Source organism: Sphingorhabdus sp., assembly GCF_044239665.1.
Lineage (GTDB): Bacteria > Pseudomonadota > Alphaproteobacteria > Sphingomonadales > Sphingomonadaceae > Sphingorhabdus_B.
Map to the genome: position 1 here is coordinate 14,584 of NZ_JBIIBA010000026.1, position 16,283 is coordinate 30,866.

The 16,283-nt window shown below is 56.4% G+C and carries 20 protein-coding genes; 19 read left to right on the forward strand and 1 reads right to left on the reverse strand.

The annotated features are described in order from the left end of the window. Positions 1–168: 168 nt before the first annotated feature. Together ACILP3_RS08425 and queA are read left to right on the forward strand one after the other, a co-directional pair. The gene (locus ACILP3_RS08425; RefSeq protein WP_395616212.1) at positions 169–825 is read left to right on the forward strand and encodes a peptidylprolyl isomerase; all 657 of its coding nucleotides are present in this window, start codon (positions 169–171) and stop codon (positions 823–825) included. 17 nt (positions 826–842) lie between these two features. Continuing rightward, complete coding sequence (gene queA / locus ACILP3_RS08430) at positions 843–1,871, forward strand: tRNA preQ1(34) S-adenosylmethionine ribosyltransferase-isomerase QueA (protein WP_395616213.1); 1,029 nt, start codon at positions 843–845, stop codon at positions 1,869–1,871. Positions 1,872–1,886: 15 nt separating this feature from the next. On the opposite strand, the gene pyk is transcribed toward queA, so the two are convergent. Then, positions 1,887–3,335 carry a pyruvate kinase gene (gene pyk, locus ACILP3_RS08435; protein ID WP_395616214.1) on the reverse strand — a complete coding sequence of 483 codons (1,449 nt, stop codon included), beginning with the start codon at positions 3,333–3,335 and terminating at the stop codon, positions 1,887–1,889. Positions 3,336–3,415: 80 nt separating this feature from the next. Between pyk and ACILP3_RS08440 the strand changes: the two genes are divergently transcribed. From ACILP3_RS08440 to ACILP3_RS08520, 17 genes are all read left to right on the forward strand, one after another. Beyond that, positions 3,416–3,718, forward strand: a complete 303-nt coding sequence (locus tag ACILP3_RS08440; protein ID WP_395616215.1) for a DUF1244 domain-containing protein — start codon at positions 3,416–3,418, stop codon at positions 3,716–3,718. 36 nt (positions 3,719–3,754) lie between these two features. Continuing rightward, positions 3,755–5,068 carry an amidohydrolase family protein gene (locus ACILP3_RS08445; RefSeq protein ID WP_395616216.1) on the forward strand — a complete coding sequence of 438 codons (1,314 nt, stop codon included), beginning with the start codon at positions 3,755–3,757 and terminating at the stop codon, positions 5,066–5,068. Positions 5,069–5,260: 192 nt separating this feature from the next. Then, positions 5,261–5,503 carry a DUF2312 domain-containing protein gene (locus tag ACILP3_RS08450; protein ID WP_125229489.1) on the forward strand — a complete coding sequence of 81 codons (243 nt, stop codon included), beginning with the start codon at positions 5,261–5,263 and terminating at the stop codon, positions 5,501–5,503. Positions 5,504–5,913: 410 nt separating this feature from the next. Next, on the forward strand, positions 5,914–6,615 hold the full coding sequence (locus tag ACILP3_RS08455; protein ID WP_395616217.1) for a hypothetical protein: 702 nt from the start codon (positions 5,914–5,916) through the stop codon (positions 6,613–6,615). A 260-nt stretch (positions 6,616–6,875) separates the two neighbouring features. Next, positions 6,876–7,619: a YebC/PmpR family DNA-binding transcriptional regulator gene (locus tag ACILP3_RS08460; RefSeq protein WP_395616218.1), complete on the forward strand. Its 744-nt coding sequence runs from the start codon at positions 6,876–6,878 to the stop codon at positions 7,617–7,619. A 10-nt stretch (positions 7,620–7,629) separates the two neighbouring features. Then, on the forward strand, positions 7,630–8,100 hold the full coding sequence (gene ruvC / locus ACILP3_RS08465; RefSeq protein WP_395616229.1) for a crossover junction endodeoxyribonuclease RuvC: 471 nt from the start codon (positions 7,630–7,632) through the stop codon (positions 8,098–8,100). Positions 8,101–8,253: 153 nt separating this feature from the next. Beyond that, on the forward strand, positions 8,254–8,862 hold the full coding sequence (gene ruvA, locus ACILP3_RS08470; RefSeq protein ID WP_395616219.1) for a Holliday junction branch migration protein RuvA: 609 nt from the start codon (positions 8,254–8,256) through the stop codon (positions 8,860–8,862). Between the two features lie 38 nt (positions 8,863–8,900). Beyond that, positions 8,901–9,152, forward strand: coding sequence for a type II toxin-antitoxin system ParD family antitoxin (locus tag ACILP3_RS08475; RefSeq protein ID WP_395616220.1), 252 nt, complete (start codon positions 8,901–8,903; stop codon positions 9,150–9,152). After that, positions 9,145–9,450 (forward strand): type II toxin-antitoxin system RelE/ParE family toxin, encoded by a 306-nt coding sequence (locus ACILP3_RS08480; protein ID WP_395616221.1) that lies wholly within the window; start codon positions 9,145–9,147, stop codon positions 9,448–9,450. The genes ACILP3_RS08475 and ACILP3_RS08480 overlap by 8 nt, the downstream gene beginning before the upstream one ends. A gap of 225 nt (positions 9,451–9,675) precedes the next feature. Next, positions 9,676–10,701 (forward strand): Holliday junction branch migration DNA helicase RuvB, encoded by a 1,026-nt coding sequence (gene ruvB / locus ACILP3_RS08485; RefSeq protein WP_395616222.1) that lies wholly within the window; start codon positions 9,676–9,678, stop codon positions 10,699–10,701. Positions 10,702–11,054: 353 nt separating this feature from the next. Then, the gene (locus ACILP3_RS08490; RefSeq protein WP_395616223.1) at positions 11,055–11,507 is read left to right on the forward strand and encodes a YbgC/FadM family acyl-CoA thioesterase; all 453 of its coding nucleotides are present in this window, start codon (positions 11,055–11,057) and stop codon (positions 11,505–11,507) included. A gap of 7 nt (positions 11,508–11,514) precedes the next feature. Continuing rightward, entirely contained in the window at positions 11,515–12,207 is a 693-nt protein-coding gene (gene tolQ, locus ACILP3_RS08495; protein WP_395616224.1) for a protein TolQ, read from the forward strand. 2 nt (positions 12,208–12,209) lie between these two features. Then, a complete protein-coding gene (tolR, locus tag ACILP3_RS08500) occupies positions 12,210–12,674 on the forward strand; it encodes a protein TolR (RefSeq protein ID WP_395616225.1) in 465 nt (154 codons plus the stop codon). A gap of 10 nt (positions 12,675–12,684) precedes the next feature. Further along, complete coding sequence (locus ACILP3_RS08505) at positions 12,685–13,524, forward strand: hypothetical protein (protein WP_395616226.1); 840 nt, start codon at positions 12,685–12,687, stop codon at positions 13,522–13,524. 13 nt (positions 13,525–13,537) lie between these two features. Further along, complete coding sequence (gene tolB, locus ACILP3_RS08510) at positions 13,538–14,902, forward strand: Tol-Pal system beta propeller repeat protein TolB (protein ID WP_395616227.1); 1,365 nt, start codon at positions 13,538–13,540, stop codon at positions 14,900–14,902. A 60-nt stretch (positions 14,903–14,962) separates the two neighbouring features. After that, positions 14,963–15,496 carry a peptidoglycan-associated lipoprotein Pal gene (gene pal, locus ACILP3_RS08515; protein WP_395616228.1) on the forward strand — a complete coding sequence of 178 codons (534 nt, stop codon included), beginning with the start codon at positions 14,963–14,965 and terminating at the stop codon, positions 15,494–15,496. A gap of 228 nt (positions 15,497–15,724) precedes the next feature. Then, positions 15,725–16,283: TolB family protein (locus ACILP3_RS08520; RefSeq protein WP_395616230.1), on the forward strand; the 559-nt coding region annotated here is incomplete at its 3' end.

The following is a 16,283-nucleotide window of genomic DNA, read 5'->3' on the forward strand; positions in this document are numbered from 1 at the left end:
GGTATAAATGTCGATATTATTGCAAAGCTGTGTCATTCGCGCAACAGTGCTTTGGGCCCTAGTCGGTTGCATGGACCCGCGCCGCGCCGCAATCACGAAAATCGTTCATGACAGCGACAGCGTCGTTCGTTAAAGAGGCCTCATCCGGTTTTCAGAGGCACTTCATTAATGTCCCTACGCTCTTTATTTTCGAAGCTCATATTGTTTGTGTCCGGCATTTTTGCCTTTGCTGTGTCGCCAGCCTTCGCGCAAACGGCGGCGCTTGGCCCTGCCACGCCAGACCTTGAGAATATCTTGGTCTTAGATCTGTCCACAGGCGGCCGTGTCACGATTCAAATGTTCCCAATCGACGCCCCTGCCCATGTCGAGCGTATAAAGACGCTGACGCGACAGGGCTTTTATAATGGCGTCGTCTTTCACCGCGTGATCGATGGCTTCATGGCGCAGACTGGGGATCCAACGGGCACGGGCCAAGGCGGCTCTGAACTGCCCGACCTGAAGGCCGAATTTAACCGCATTCCGCATTTACGCGGCACGGTGTCGATGGCGCGGACGAACGATCCCGATACCGCGAACAGCCAATTCTTCATCTGCTTCCAACCGCGCTTTAGCCTGGATAACAAATATACGGTCTTTGGCCGCGTGACATCGGGCATGCAATTTGTCGACGCCATTGAACGTGGCGAGCCGCCTTTGAACCCCGCCAAGGTGCTTCAGGCCTCTATTGCGGCCGATAATGTACCACCCCCTGCATTTGCTCCGTCACCAGCGCAAGCGCCACCAGCCGAAGCCCCCATCACTGTCGACCAGCTAAGCGCTGGATAAGCGTAAAGCGTTCACCCATGCGTGTTGATCTATTTGATTTCGAGCTTCCGCCCGAGCGGATTGCGTTGCGCCCCGTCTCGCCACGAGATTCAGCGCGCATGTTATGCGTGGGCGGTGATGCTGCACTGGCGGATCATGTGGTACGCGACCTGCCGCAGATGTTGCGCAAGGGCGATTGCCTGATCTTCAATGATACACGGGTCATTCCGGCGCAGCTTCAGGGGCGGCGCGGCGATGCCTCCATCGGCGCGACCTTGCACAAACGGATCGACCTGCGCCGTTGGCAGGCCTTTATCCGCAACGCCAAACGCCTGCACCCCGGCGATGTGATTGATTTCGGCCAAGGCGTCACGGCCATATCCGAAGAACGCCATGACGACGGCAGCTTCACGTTGTTTTTCGAAGGGGATGAGCCTGTCGAAATCCTGCTGCATCGCGCAGGCACCATGCCCCTGCCGCCCTATATCGCGGGCAAGCGGGCAACCGACGAACGCGATGCGCAGGATTATCAAACGATGTTCGCGCAAAAGGATGGCGCAGTGGCCGCGCCGACTGCGTCGTTGCATTTCACGCCAGAATTGATGGAGGCGGTGCACGCAGCGGGCATCGAAACGGCGACCCTGACGCTGCATGTCGGCGCGGGCACCTTCCTTCCGGTGAAGGCCGATGACACCACCGAGCACCGCATGCACAGCGAATGGGGCAGCATCGATGCCCCAACCGCGCAGCGCCTCAACAGCATACGCGAAGCTGGCGGGCGTTTGATTGCGGTTGGCACGACGTCGCTACGCCTTGTGGAAAGCGCGGCGGACGACTTTGGCATCGTCCATCCGTTTGAAGGCGACACTGATATCTTCATCACGCCCGGTTATCGGTTTAGGGCGATTGGCGGCCTGATGACCAATTTCCATCTGCCAAAATCAACCTTGTTCATGCTCATCAGCGCCCTAATGGGGCGCGAGACCATGCAGGCGGCTTATGCGCACGCCATCGCCCATGAATATCGCTTCTACAGCTATGGCGACAGCAGCTTGCTTCTACCCTAATCGGACCGCGGGCGCTTAATGCCCTTTCAATTCGTCACCCGTTAGGCGGACGATGTGCAGCACATTGGTCGACCCCGGCGTTCCAAACGGCACGCCGGCCATGATGATGATCCGGCCACCGGCAACGCCCAGATGGTAACGCAGCGCCATGCGCTTGCCTTTGGCGACCATTTCTTCAAACGAGCCAATGTCGCGCGTCCGCACGGCAAAGGCGCCCCATAATAGACCTAAGAGACGCGCGGTCGTCTGGCTTGCGGTCAGGACCAACAAGGGCACGGCAGGACGTTCGCGCGAAATGCGGCGCGCGGTCGATCCGGACGATGTGAAGCAGACGATAGCGCTGGTTTCCACGGTGTCGACAATATGTCCGCTGGCCTCGGCCAAGGCGTCGGCGGTCGTGCCGTCTGCGGGGGTTTCGGTGAAATGGATACGTTTGAAGAAATCCGGATCGCCCTCCACCTGTTGCGCAATGCGGTCCATGATCGACACCGCCTCAATCGGCCACGCCCCAGCTGCCGTTTCTGCCGATAACATGACGGCGTCTGCACCATCGTAAATCGCGGTGGCCACGTCCGAAACCTCGGCCCGTGTCGGTGAGGGTGAAACAATCATCGATTCGAGCATTTGTGTTGCCACCACGACGGGCTTGCCCATGCGCCGTGCGGTCGACACAATCTTCTTTTGCAGCGGCGGCACTTGTTCAGGCGGCAATTCCACGCCCAAGTCGCCGCGCGCAACCATAACACCATCGGCAAGCTCAAGGATTTCTTCCAACCGTCCGATGGCGGCAGGCTTTTCAATTTTGGCCAGCAAAGCCGCCTTATTACCAATCAGCTTCTTGCCTTCGGCCACATCCTCAGGCCGCTGCACGAAGGACATCGCGATCCAATCCACACCTTGCGCCAACGCAAAGGCAAGGTCCGAACGGTCCTTCTCGGTCAACGCAGCAATCGGCACCACAACATCAGGGACATTCAACCCCTTGCGGTTCGACAACATCCCGCCAACTTCGATTCTGGTGTTGATATGTTCAGGGCCAATTTCGGTGACGCGCAAGACCAGCTTACCATCGTCGAGTAGCAACCGTGCGCCGACTTCAAGTGCGGCAAAGATTTCCGGATGCGGCAAATGGACACGATGCGCGTCGCCCGGCGCTGTGTCGGTGTCGAGCCGGAAATTGTGCCCACTGTGCAATTCGACCTTATCATCGGCAAAGGTTCCGACCCGCAATTTGGGACCTTGCAAGTCAACCAATATCGTCGTTGGCCGGTTATAGGCTTTCTCCAGCCCGCGGATATGGGCAATTAACTGCGCCTTGTCGGCTTGATCGCCATGGCTCATGTTGATGCGGAAAGCATCGGCGCCTGCGCGAAACAGTTTTTCGATCATCTCGGGCGTATCGCTGGCGGGTCCCAATGTCGCCAAAATGCGGACCTTGCGCATGCGGGGTTTATGATATTGCATGAAATTGGCTCCGCGATATGGATTTTAAAATTCGAACGCCCCATAACGCGACAAGCCAACAACGGAAAGGGCGCATAGCTATGCAACAGCACACACATATTTCAGACGCCGCCGCCGCCGCTGCATTTCGCCGCCTCGTTGCCCATTTGCAGCACCGGCATGATGCGCAGAATATTGACCTCATGGGCCTTGCCGGCTTTTGCCGTAATTGCTTGGCCGATTGGGTGATGGAGGCAGACGGGCAGTTGACGAAAGACGAAGCGCGCGAGATGATCCACGGCATGCCCGCCGCAGAGTGGAAGGCAAACTTCCAGAATGAAGCAACACCGGAGCAGTTAGCGCGCATGAAAGAAAGCGTGGCGAAAAATAAACCGCACGGCTAACCATCGACGCCGGCGAACTCAAAAAGGGAGGCAATTATGAAGCACGCAATTTTATCCGTGGCCGTGTTGCTTGCAGCGACACCAGTTGCGGCGCAAACGGTCGATACGACCTATATTCATGCGGGCCAATTGCTGGATCAGCCCGGAAAATCCCCGCGTGGTGCTTCAACCATCATCATACGCGACGGTAAGATCGCCGAAATACGGGACGGATTTGTCGCGGCCGAGAGCAATGCGCGCGTCGTCGATCTAAAAACCCAATTTGTATTACCCGGGCTGATCGACATGCATGTCCATATTTCCAGCGACGACAATCTGCTGCGCAGTCGGCTCGAAAGCGGGCAACGCGATGTCGAAGACATTTTTGTCATTGCCCAAGGCAATGCGCGCCGCACCTTGGAGGCAGGCTTTACCACAATACGGGACCTTGGCGGCGATGGCCGGACAACCTCCAGCCTGCGCGATGCGGTGAACAGCGGCGTCATCTCGGGCCCAACTATTATTCCTGCAGGATCGATGATCTCCGTCACCGGCGGGCATGGCGGCGTGAACGGCTTAAACCGCGCATATACCAAGGCAGTCGTCGCGGAGCGCAGCAATATGTGCGACGGATCGGACCAATGCGCCAGTGCCGTCCGCGCGCAAATTTCGGTCGGCGCGGAAGTTGTCAAATTTGCGGCCACAGGCGGGGTTCGATCAAACATAGCCGGCGGCCTTGGTAAGCAAATGACCGATGCGGAAATGAAATCCATCGTCGATACGGCCCACAGCTTTGGCCGAAAAGTTACGGCCCATGCCCATGGCAAAGAAGGCATTGATGCCGCCTTGCGCGCTGGCGTCGATTCCATCGAGCATGGTAGCTTTATCGATGACGAAACTGCCAAATTGTTCAAGGCCGAAGGTGCGGCATTGGTACCAACCGCAGTCGCCCCCATCGCGGCGCTTGCCCAAGCCCGACGCGGCGATGCCCCTGCCCCACAATTGGCAAAGGCAGAAGAAGCAAGCTTAGCCCACGCCGACAGCTTTGCACGGGCGGTAAAAGCTGGCGTGCGCATCTTGTTCGGTACCGATTCCGGCGTGGCGCCACATGGCGAAAATGCCAAAGAATTTGCGTTGATGATCAAGGCGGGCATGACCCCGATGCAAGCCATTAAGGCCGCGACGATAGACAATGCAGAAGAACTGGAGCGCCCCATTGGTGCCATTTTGCCCGGGCGTGATGCCGACATCATTGCGGTAAACGGCAACCCGCTCGCGGATGTGACTTTGTTGGAGACTGTCGATTTCGTAATGCGCCGCGGTGTTGTGCATAAGCTGAACGGAAAACGACAAGCCTTCCCGCCGGAATAAACGCGCGCGGCCCGGTTCGTGGCGCGCAAAGTCGATGCATATGGGTTCTGCCAACTGCTGGTTCTTAAGAATTTGGAACGTTTATCACCGCAAGTGAAACAAGTTCAGCATGACGGGCCGAGGTTCATGTTCTAAGCGAGTGCCATTCTGATTCGGGGCTTTATCCCCCGTCCAACTTATAGGGGAAATATCATGGCCGAGGGCAATATCGCCGCTGATCAACTGCGTCTGTTCATTGAACGCATCGAACGTTTGGAAGAAGAGAAAAAGGGCATCGCTGACGACATTCGCGACGTATATTCGGAAGCCAAGAGCCAAGGCTATGACGCAAAAATCATGCGCCAAATCGTCCGCTTGCGCAAAATGAGCCAAGACGACCGTCAGGAAATGGAAGCGATTTTAGATACTTACAAATCGGCGCTTGGTCTGGCGTAATTGAAAAAGGATTTTTGGCCGAGCATGAAGGTCAAAAAGGATTAATCGTCCTAAGCCAACGCTCGCTCGTCATCCTGAACAAACGCCCGCTCGTCACCCTGAACTAACACCCCTCGTCACCCTGAACAAACGCCCTCGTCATCCTGAACTTGTTTCAGGATAACAAGCAGCGGTAATTTGTTATCCTGGAGCCGTAGGCTGGTAGAGCCACAACAAGTTCAGGATGACGATTTTACCAACACCTTCTTGATGAAAGGATTGGGGCATGATGGTGGTCACCGCTTTGGGGACTGCGGTGAAACTGAATTAGGATAGCTGCAGCTTGTAAATTTTTTTACATTTATTCATAGATACTTATCACGACACCTCAATTCTGCCACAATAACTGTCGGGATGGAATTGGAGGATGTATGACCTTATATTCTGAAGCTGCTGATCGTTTGTTTTCAGCGCGCGTTGCGCCCAAGCTTTGGCTTGCAGCGCTGGCCGCTTATATAGCATCAGACATCGCTTTGCTGTTCAGTGAGACCGGAGATGGAACTCGAATAGCATTGGTGATTTTATCGCTTGCGCTGCTCATTGCTGTGATAATCGCGCAATGGAGGGTGACCCGATCAATGAGCGGCGCCCCCGACTCACAACGCGGCAGCATCGAAGGCTGGATAGGCTGGTTAATCTTAAGCGCTCTGATTTATATTGGAATTCCAATCGCCATCGTATTTGGGATTTGGGGTGTTAATGCTCTGGACCACGAGCTTGCCCGCCTGCTTTTTCTCGTTGGGACTGCGGTAATGGCCTCGCTGGCCTCGCCTATGTTGGTACACACGACTGGCCAAGTAATAGGTGCAAACGGAATTTCATTTGGAAAAACTCTTGAAGGCTGTCGCCGATTCTACTTGGAATTGGGACTGGCAAATGCCGCAATTTCGGCCGGTTTATGGGGGGCAGCCGACGTTCTCATATCTTTTGTTGAACCCGGAGTTATCAGCCCTCAAACCATAATGCTCACAATCGGGTCTACATTACTCGAGTTTATCCAATTTATCCTTTTGACGGCGCTCATGACAGTTGCCTGGTCTAAAGTTTCCCAACAGCAACATGAGGCAATTTAAATCTCCGTGGCATTTCCGGACTAACGCCCTCGTCATCCTGAACTTGTTTCAGGATAACAGGCAGCGGTAATTTGTTATCCTGAAGCAAGTTCAGGATGACGATTTTACCAACACCTTCTTGATGAAAGAATTGGGGCATGATGATGATCACAGCGACGGGGGCTACAATAAAGCTAAGCTGAAGCACATGACTTGCCCAATGGCGCGTGCCTGATGTAAGGGCGCGGCATCCTATCCTTTAGCCAGAGAAGAGCAGAGCCATGGCAGGCCATAGCAAATTCAAGAATATCCAGCATCGTAAAGGCGCGCAGGACAAGAAGCGTTCGGCGCAATTTTCCAAACTTTCGCGTGAAATTACCGTTGCGGCGAAGATGGGCATGCCCGATCCGGACATGAACCCGCGCCTGCGCCTTGCGGTCAATGCCGCCAAGGCGCAGTCGGTGCCCAAGGATAATATCCAGCGCGCCATCGACAAGGCAATTGGCGGCGACGCCGAAAGCTACGACGAAATGCGTTATGAAGGCTATGGCCCCGGTGGGGTTTCAATCATCGTTGAAGCACTCACCGACAATCGCAACCGCACCGCGACCAATGTGCGCACCGCATTCAGTAAAAATGGTGGCAATTTGGCCGCTTCGGGCGCGGTGAGCCACGGGTTCGATCGCATGGGCCTGATCACTTATCCCGTCAGCGCGGGTGATGCCGACAGCGTGTTTGAGGCCGCATTGGAAGCGGGCGCCGAAGATGTCGAGTCAACCGAAGACGAGCACAATATCTGGACCAGCATGGAGGCGCTGCACGAAGTGGCCAAGGCACTTGAAGCCACGCTCGGTGCAGCCGAAAGCGCAAAACTCGCATGGAAACCACAGCTTTTGGTCGAAGTTGACGAAGCCAATGCCGCAACCTTGCTGAAGATGATCGACGCGTTGGAAGACGATGACGACGTTCAGACCGTATGGGGCAATTACGACGTGTCGGATGAGGTCATGGCGAAATTGGGATGATGATATCGTCATGATCATCCTTGGGCTTGACCCCGGCCTGGGAACCACCGGCTGGGGCGTTATCCGTAAGGAAGGCAATCGTCTTTCCCACATCGACAATGGCGAGATTGTAACCGACGCCAAATTGCCATTGGCGAACCGCCTTGTGCTTTTGGATGAAAAATTGAGCGCAGTGCTCGATCACTTCCGTCCCGATTATGCTGCGGTCGAAGAGGTGTTCGTTAACAAAAACCCGCAATCGACCCTGAAACTTGGCCAAGCGCGCGGCGTCGTGCTGCTGGGGGCGGCGCGCAACCGCACGCCCGTCACCGAATATGCCGCGCGGCTGGTGAAGAAATCGGTCGTAGGCACTGGCAAAGCCGAAAAAGAGCAAGTGCAGGCCATGCTGCGCATCCTGTTGCCGGGCTTAAAGCTCGCCGGACCAGATGCGGCCGATGCGTTGGCGGTGGCGATCACGCATGCGCATCATGTGCGCGGTTGATAAGTTCACGCAGAGGCGCAAAGGGCGCAGAGTAGCTGGCCCATAAAATTACATATTTTAATCTCTGCGTTCTCTGCGTGAATAAATTCGGCCCTGTTCCCGCGATGTTCTCTTTTGCTTGCCGATTTGGCAATGAACAGCTAACCCGCAAACATGATTGCAAAGCTGTATGGCCGCATTGATGAAACCGGCGTTGACCATCTGGTGATTGACGTCAACGGCGTCGGCTATCTGGTGCAGGCCAGTGCGCGGACGCTATCGGCCTTGGGCAAGACCGACGATTTTGCCACCGTCTTTACCGAAATGCAGGTGTCGGAAAATGACATGCGCCTCATCGGCTTTGCCACCCGCGAAGAACGCGACTGGTTCCGATTGCTGACGGGTGTGCAAGGCGTCGGCGGCAAGGTTGGCCTGGCGATATTGTCCGCAATAGAACCGCAGGACTTGGCCCTCGCCATCGGCAGCGGCGATGCCGCGATGGTGGCGCGCGCCAATGGCGTCGGGCCAAAACTTGCCAGCCGCATCGTCAATGAATTGAAAGACAAGGTCGGCGCTTTGGCCGGTCTCGGCGGCGGCGCGAAGTTGATGGCGACCAGCGCCGCGAACGGCAACCACGCGCAAGACGCCATGTCGGCGCTCGCCAATCTGGGCTTCAAGCCGAGTGACGCCGGCAATACCGTGGCGCAAGCCGTTGAGGAGTTGGGCCCCGATGCGACCTTAGATGCGCTCGTGCGGCTAGCGTTGAAGCGGGCATCGCGGTGAGTGATAGACAAATTCCTACAGAAATGTATAAGGATATTATGGCCCAATTAAACATATCTATTCCGCCTGCGCTTAAAAGCTGGATTGATCACCGCGTTACGGAAGGTCGATATTCAAGCGCGAGTGACTATATGCGTGATCTCGTTCGTCGCGATCAGGAATCTGAGCCCGATGATATCGAATGGGTGAAAACCATGCTGGCGGAAGGCGAGGCTTCCGGAATTTCCGATGAAGAGCCGGAAACGATTATCGCAAACATTATCGCCAGACGGCGTGCAAGGCGTGGCTGAAGTTTCATTTTCGAATGCTGCCGTTGCTGACTTATGTGCCATTGACGAATATAGTCTGACGCAATTTGGAGAGGAAATTGGCGAGGCCTATATGCATGGGTTCGACAAAGTCTTTGCGCTGTTAAAGGATTACCCTCTCGCAGGCAGCGAAGCCTCCAAATATGGAAAGGCATATCGTTGTATGATGCATCGTCGGCACCGCATCTTTTACGTTGTCCATGATGAGATGGTCCTCATTGTGCGCATTTTGCATCATGCAGTGGACGCAAAACAGGCATTGAAGGGGGCATCGCGGTGAGTTTACTCTTTGCTCCAACTACGCGCCCCTGTAAGTCTGGCGTCTCAAAATGGACCCTGGAACGACAGTCACCGAAGGTGAAACAAGTTCAGGGTGACGTAAATTGTTACTGGGGTGGCGTAAATTTTGGTAAAATGTTTCACATGAATTCAAACCCCCACGCCGTCACCCTGAATGTGTTTCAGGGTCCATCGGGCAATTACAAACTGACGGTGAGATGCCCGCATGACTGACGACGACCGCCTCACCACCCCCGACAAACGGCCCGAAGACATCGACGCCGCGCTTCGTCCAAAAACGCTTGCCGAATTTATCGGGCAGGCCGCCGCGCGCGACAATTTGCGGGTGTTTATTGAGGCGGCGAAGGGGCGGGGGCAGCCATTGGACCATGTGCTGTTCTTTGGCCCGCCGGGTCTTGGCAAAACGACCTTGGCGCAAATTGTCGCAAAAGAAATGGGCGTTGGTTTTCGCGCAACATCTGGCCCCGTCATCGCTAAATCTGGTGATCTGGCGGCGTTGCTCACCAATTTGGAAGATGGCGACGTCTTGTTCATTGACGAAATCCATCGCCTAAGCCCCGTCGTCGAAGAAATCCTTTACCCTGCGATGGAGGACCGTGCGCTCGATATCATGATCGGCGAAGGGCCGTCGGCGCGCTCGGTGCGGATTGATTTGCCTGCGTTTACGCTTGTCGGCGCGACCACGCGGCAGGGTTTGCTGACCACGCCATTGCGGGACCGCTTTGGCATTCCGGTGCGGCTGAATTTCTATACGCATGCCGAGCTGGAGCTGGTCGTCACCCGCGCCGCGCGGTTGTTGGATCTGGGCATTGCCCCCGATGGCGCGAACGAGATTGCCAAGCGGGCGCGCGGAACACCGCGTATCGCCGGACGCTTGCTGCGCCGTGTGCGCGATTTTGCCAATGTCGCGGGCGAGCCGGTTGTCACCGCCAAAATCGCCGATAATGCGCTCAACCGGTTGGAGGTCGATGCGCTTGGGCTGGACGCGATGGACCGGCGTTATCTGCATATGATCGCCGACATTTACCGTGGCGGCCCCGTGGGCGTTGAGGCGCTGGCCGCTGGCCTGTCTGAACCGCGAGACACCATTGAGGATGTGGTGGAGCCTTATTTGCTGCAATTGGGCCTGATCGCGCGCACCGCGCGTGGCCGCTGCCTTAATGCGCCGGGCTGGAAACATCTTGGCCTCAACCCGCCCGCCGGGTCCCAAGACGGATTGTTTGATACATAAAGACATTCCGAGTGTCTTAGGCGACCAATTGCAGGCGCTTTTTAGGGTCAGGACCACTTAAATCCACCTTCGCGGTTTGAGGCCATTTTGTTCAGTGCAAGGCGGTAAGCGCAGGGCTTAGTGGTTCTAAGTCCAAGCTTGCCAACGTAGCAATGGACAGTATGGGTCAAATCCGAAGGACGCCAAAATGGCTTCGATCTCAAAGCAAAATGCCCTTGCAGGCAGAATAACTGCCTGCGGCGGACATTTTCCTTCGATATCTTTGCCATTTTGACGCCGCGAAGGTGGATTTAAGTGGTCCTGACCCTAAAACCCCTTCCCGCCGGACTCCACAAAGGTTAAGCAAGGACGCAATGTCCATGCCGCAACCCTATCAAGGCCATTTTGACGGCACGCGCCACTATTTTGCTGTGCGCGTATATTTTGAAGACACCGATTTGTCCGGCGTGGTCTATCATGCGCGCTATCTGCATTTCATGGAGCGGGCGCGTTCCGATATGCTGGCCTGTGTCGGGATTGATCAGCGCCGTGTACATGCCGAGGGTCAGGGCGCCTATGCCGTGACCGAGATGCAGATCAAATATCGCCGGCCTGCGTATTTTGATGATGCGTTAGTCATCATCAGCACCGTTGAAGCCGTCCGCGCGGCCAGTTGCGACATTCATCAAACCGTCATGCGCGGCAACGACATACTGACCGAAGCGCGGGTGACCGCCGCCTTTGTTTCACCCGACGGCAAGGCCCGCCGACAACCTGCCCATTGGGTTGCCGCGTTCCAGCCGATACTCCATCGACCCGCAGAATAGGATAATCATGAGCCTGCTTATCGCGACCCAAAATATGGGATTTTCACCCGTTGATTTGTTTATGGACGCCGACTTGGTGGTCAAATCGGTCATTGTCGGCTTGGCGCTGTCCAGCGTCTGGGTATGGACAATCGTCATCAGCTTCATGGTGAAAATGTCCGGCATCAATCGGAAAAGCACAGCGTTTGAACGTGAATTTTGGGGGAGCACGGATATTGCTGCTTTTTCCAAGGCGCATGCCCAAAATGACCTGCCCGTTGCGAAGGTCTTTGCCGCTGGCATGGCCGAATGGCGGCTGTCAACGAAAGGCAAAAACATTGACCGCGCCGGAACGCGGGAGCGGCTGGCCACGGCGATGGATGCCACAATCGCTGCGGAAACTGACCGGCTTGCCAATCGCCTGAACTTTTTGGCCACCACCGGTTCGGTCGCGCCGTTCATTGGCCTGTTCGGCACGGTATGGGGCATTATGCGTAGCTTTGCCGCGATTGCAGCCGAGCAAAATTCCAGCCTCGCGGTCGTCGCGCCGGGGATTGCGGAGGCATTATTTGCCACCGCCATTGGCCTGTTCGCGGCCATTCCAGCGGTCATCGCCTATAACCGTTTCTCCCACCGTCTGAACCAATATGAAGCGCGCATGGGGCGCTTTGCCGATGGCTTTCATGGCACGTTGAGCCGGGAATTGGAGCTTGAGGTTTAAGCATGGCGATGAACACTTCATCCAGCAGCAGTGGCGGCGGACGTGGGCGGCGGCGTGGGGGCCGACGCGCGCCGATGGCGGACATCAACGTCACACCCTTTGTGGACGTCATGCTCGTTCTGCTCATCATCTTCATGGTCACCGCGCCGTTGCTGGTGACGGGCGTGCCTGTTGAGCTGCCTGAAAGCCGCGCCAATGCGCTGGATCAGCAGGATGAACCCATAGAAATCGCCATTGACCGCGACGGCGCAACATTCATCGATGGCACCGAGGTTGCGCCTGCCGACCTTGGCGCACGACTTGGCGAAATCGCCGCTACACAAACACAGGACAAGCCGCGCCAGATCATGCTGCGCGGGGATACCGCGATCAGCTATGGCCAAATGATGCGCGTGATGGGCGAGTTAAACCGCGCTGGGTTGAACAGCGTAAGCTTAGTCACCACCGGTTCATCAAACGACAGCTAAGCAGATGGCAATGGATCGCACGGAAATATTGGGATTTGGCGCCGCACTTGGCGGCCATGCCCTTTTACTGGGTGTGTTCGCGCTTGGGCTGATGGCATCTGCAAAAACTGCGCCCAAGCCAGAGTCCATTTCCGTTTCCCTTGTCGGTGAAATTGCCGATGTGTCGAGCGCGCCCGATGCTATCCAAGAAGAATCCGCGCCGCCCGCCGCAGGTGAAACCGCGCCCGCCGAACCGCCGCCTGCCCCGACACCTGTGATGAAGATCGAAAAGCCGGTGGAAAAGCCGCAGACCAAGCCGCTGCCTAAACCCGCAAAAGCAGAGACGGCTCCAACTGTTACCAAGGCCGCGGCCAAGCCGGTAAAAACGGCTGCCGCCGCGCCGCCCAAAACCGTCAAAGCCCCGACCGCCAGCGGCAAAGGCACCACGCCGGCCAAACCGGGCGGCCTCAGCCGCAGTTTTGAAGAGAGCATTAACAATATCGGAAAGGCCCCCGGCGCGGGCAAAGCCGTGGGCACGCCAGCCGCCAAAACCGCCACCGAAGTGCGCCGCTCCGTCGGTGTCAGCATCGCCGGCCAAATACGCGGGCGCGTGCGTGCCTGCGCGCCAACGGGTGTCGACATCAACAAGATAGAGACGTTCGTGACGTTAAGCTTGGATATATCGGGTAGATTAACGTCGGTACGTTTTGACAAGCAAACTGGCCAAAATGACAGCAACCAGCCGCAGGCAGGTCTGTTGAAAGATTGCATCCTGCAAGCCGTGCGCGCAGCATCACCTTATGACGGGCTTGATCCTGAATATCATGACGTTTGGAAAAACCACGCGCTGCGTTTGCGCGCCACGGGATAAAGGAATGAGATATATGTCACTCTTCGCGTTCAACCGGAAACTGGCGTCTTTCCTGCTTTTATTCTTGGGCACGCAAGCTGCGATGGCGCAAACCCCTGCCCCTGCGCCGCCTGCGTCGGATGAGCCGGAATTGGTCGAATTTGACACCGCCAAAACCCGCTCCATCGCGGTCCCTGCTTTGGTTGCGCCGTCGCCCGCCGACACGCCAGCGGGCAATAGCGCGGCGCTGGGCCGCCAAATTGCAGAGGTTATCTCCTCCAACCTGCGCGCATCGGGCGTCTTTGAAACCCAAGGGCCAAATGGCCTGCGCATGATTGGCTTAGCGGAAGTTACCGCGCCGCAATTTGGTTATTGGAAAGCGCGTCCGGTCGAACAATTGGTGCAAGGCTTTGTCCGCGTGGGCGGCGATGGCAATTTGACCGTTGGCTGTTATCTTTACGATGTTGGCTTTGGCAGTGAAACCACGCGACTTGGTTTCAACGTGCCGCCGCGCGACTGGCGCAGGGCCGCGCATAAATGCGCCGATGCGATCTATTCACGGCTAACCGGCGAACTGCCCTTTTTCGACAGCCGCATTGCCTATATCGCCGAAAGCGGTCCCAAGAATAAACGGATAAAGCGGCTTGCGATTATGGATTCGGATGGCGCAAACCATCGCTTCATCACCAATGGCCAATCGACCGCGCTGACGCCGCGTTTTTCGCCTAATTATAAATCCATTTTATATCTATCTTATGTCGACGGGAACCCGCGTATTTATGTCTATGACATTGATGCCGGGCGTCAGCGTCTGATTACGCAATCCAACAGCCCCACCTTCGCGCCGCGCTGGTCACCCGATGGCCAGACGATATTATATTCGATGGCGGTTTCGGGAAATACCGACGTCTACAAGATTTCGGCGAACGGCAACGGCACGCCGGTGAAGCTGACCAGCTCGCCCGGCATCGATGTTGGCGGCAGCTTTTCCCCCGATGGCCGCCAGATCGTGTTTGAAAGCGACCGTTCGGGCAGCCAGCAAATCTATGTCATGAACGCCGACGGCAGCAACCAACGCCGGATCAGCTTTGGCGGGGGTCGTTACGCCACGCCCGAATGGAGCCCGCGCGCAGACTTGATTGCCTTTACGCGCATCGCCGGTGATTTCCGCGTCGGCACGATGCGCCCGGACGGTTCGGGCGAACGGCTGCTGACCAATAGCTGGCAAGACGAGGCACCGACATGGGCACCCAATGGCCGTGTTATCCAATTCTTCCGCACGGCCAAAGGAAGTGGTAAAACAAGTATCTGGCAAGTTGACCTCACCGGTTCCAACGAACGCCAATTGCCCACGCCCATCGATGGTTCCGACCCGGCATGGGGACCTGTATTGCCCTAATGAAGTTTCCCTCTCATATATATCCCGACAGGATGTCGGGCGAAGCTTAAGGAGAAGATCATGACAAAAAACACGACCAAAATGGCAGCCCTTTTGTTGGTATCTACCGCGCTTGTTGCTGGCTGCGCCAAAAAGGCGGTCGATGTACTGCCGCCGGCCGCAGAAGGCACCGATTATGGCCAGACACCGCCGGTGGACCCAAATGCAGGTGCGAACAAGATTATGCCCGGTAGTCAGGAAGATTTCCTGCAACAGGTTGGCCAATATGGCGATCGCATCTTGTTTGAAACCGACCGTTTCAACGTCGATGCCGAAGATCAGGACGTGTTGCAGCGTCAGGCGCAATGGTTGGCGCAATATCCAAATACGCGCATCACCGTCGAAGGCCATGCCGATGAACGCGGCACCCGCGACTATAACTTGGCCTTGGGCGAGCGCCGCGCGAACTCCGCCAAAAATTTCCTCGTTTCCATTGGTGTTGATGCCAGCCGTATTCAGACCGTCAGCTATGGCAAAGAGCGGCCATCGGCCTTGGGATCGGACGAGCAAGCCTGGGCGCAAAACCGCCGCGCGGTGACCGTCACCGTTCGATAAAGTATAACCAGAATATCTGGCATGCGTCGGTTGGCTGTCGTCAGCCGCCGACGCGCTTCCCTTTTTCGTCGCCAGTGTCGTTCGCGCCACGCTGGGTTCGCTTTGTCGAACGGGTGATGCGGGCTTGCAGTCTGTCGCTAGGCGTGACAGCTTGTCACCCAACAAAAATGGCAGGGGAGCCAATCTGTGAAAAATTACATTAAGTCGATTTTGCTACTGAGCGCGGCGATCCTGCCGACAAGCGCATTTGCCCAAGCGGCCGCCAATGACAAAGCCCCGAAATGGGATGTCGCTGCGCCTCCGGGCTTGAAAGTGCGCCAGATCAGCATCGATACCGATGAGGGTTCATGGATGAACCTTGATGTCAGCCCCGATGGCAAAACGATTGCGTTCGATCTGCTTGGCGATATCTACATCATTCCTGTAACTGGTGGGACGCCAACGCGCATATCCGAAGGTCTGCCGTTTGAAACCCAGCCGCGTTTTTCGCCGGACGGAAACCGCATTGCCTTTACCTCTGACCGGGGTGGCGGTGACAATATCTGGATCATGAACCGCGACGGTTCGGACAAACGGCAATTGAGCAAAGAGGATTTCCGCTTGCTCAATCAACCAAGCTGGAGCCCCGATGGCCGCTTCATTGCCGCCAAGAAGCATTTAACCACCGGTCGTTCGCTGGGAACAGGCGAAATCTGGCTCTACCATGTCTCGGGCGGCGCTGGCGTCTTGTTGGTCAAGCGGCCAAATGAGCAGCACCAGAAGGAACTGGGCGAGCCAATATTTGCGC

Bases quoted from the DNA above. Each gene is read 5' to 3' on its own strand.
- ACILP3_RS08425 (WP_395616212.1), top strand. From the start codon at position 169: ATGTCCCTACGCTCTTTATTTTCGAAGCTCATATTGTTTGTGTCCGGC.
- queA (WP_395616213.1), top strand. From the start codon at position 843: ATGCGTGTTGATCTATTTGATTTCGAGCTTCCGCCCGAGCGGATTGCG.
- pyk (WP_395616214.1), bottom strand. From the start codon at position 3,335: ATGCAATATCATAAACCCCGCATGCGCAAGGTCCGCATTTTGGCGACA.
- ACILP3_RS08440 (WP_395616215.1), top strand. From the start codon at position 3,416: ATGCAACAGCACACACATATTTCAGACGCCGCCGCCGCCGCTGCATTT.
- ACILP3_RS08445 (WP_395616216.1), top strand. From the start codon at position 3,755: ATGAAGCACGCAATTTTATCCGTGGCCGTGTTGCTTGCAGCGACACCA.
- ACILP3_RS08450 (WP_125229489.1), top strand. From the start codon at position 5,261: ATGGCCGAGGGCAATATCGCCGCTGATCAACTGCGTCTGTTCATTGAA.
- ACILP3_RS08455 (WP_395616217.1), top strand. From the start codon at position 5,914: ATGACCTTATATTCTGAAGCTGCTGATCGTTTGTTTTCAGCGCGCGTT.
- ACILP3_RS08460 (WP_395616218.1), top strand. From the start codon at position 6,876: ATGGCAGGCCATAGCAAATTCAAGAATATCCAGCATCGTAAAGGCGCG.
- ruvC (WP_395616229.1), top strand. From the start codon at position 7,630: ATGATCATCCTTGGGCTTGACCCCGGCCTGGGAACCACCGGCTGGGGC.
- ruvA (WP_395616219.1), top strand. From the start codon at position 8,254: ATGATTGCAAAGCTGTATGGCCGCATTGATGAAACCGGCGTTGACCAT.
- ACILP3_RS08475 (WP_395616220.1), top strand. From the start codon at position 8,901: ATGGCCCAATTAAACATATCTATTCCGCCTGCGCTTAAAAGCTGGATT.
- ruvB (WP_395616222.1), top strand. From the start codon at position 9,676: ATGACTGACGACGACCGCCTCACCACCCCCGACAAACGGCCCGAAGAC.
- ACILP3_RS08490 (WP_395616223.1), top strand. From the start codon at position 11,055: ATGTCCATGCCGCAACCCTATCAAGGCCATTTTGACGGCACGCGCCAC.
- tolQ (WP_395616224.1), top strand. From the start codon at position 11,515: ATGAGCCTGCTTATCGCGACCCAAAATATGGGATTTTCACCCGTTGAT.
- tolR (WP_395616225.1), top strand. From the start codon at position 12,210: ATGGCGATGAACACTTCATCCAGCAGCAGTGGCGGCGGACGTGGGCGG.
- ACILP3_RS08505 (WP_395616226.1), top strand. From the start codon at position 12,685: ATGGATCGCACGGAAATATTGGGATTTGGCGCCGCACTTGGCGGCCAT.
- tolB (WP_395616227.1), top strand. From the start codon at position 13,538: ATGTCACTCTTCGCGTTCAACCGGAAACTGGCGTCTTTCCTGCTTTTA.
- pal (WP_395616228.1), top strand. From the start codon at position 14,963: ATGACAAAAAACACGACCAAAATGGCAGCCCTTTTGTTGGTATCTACC.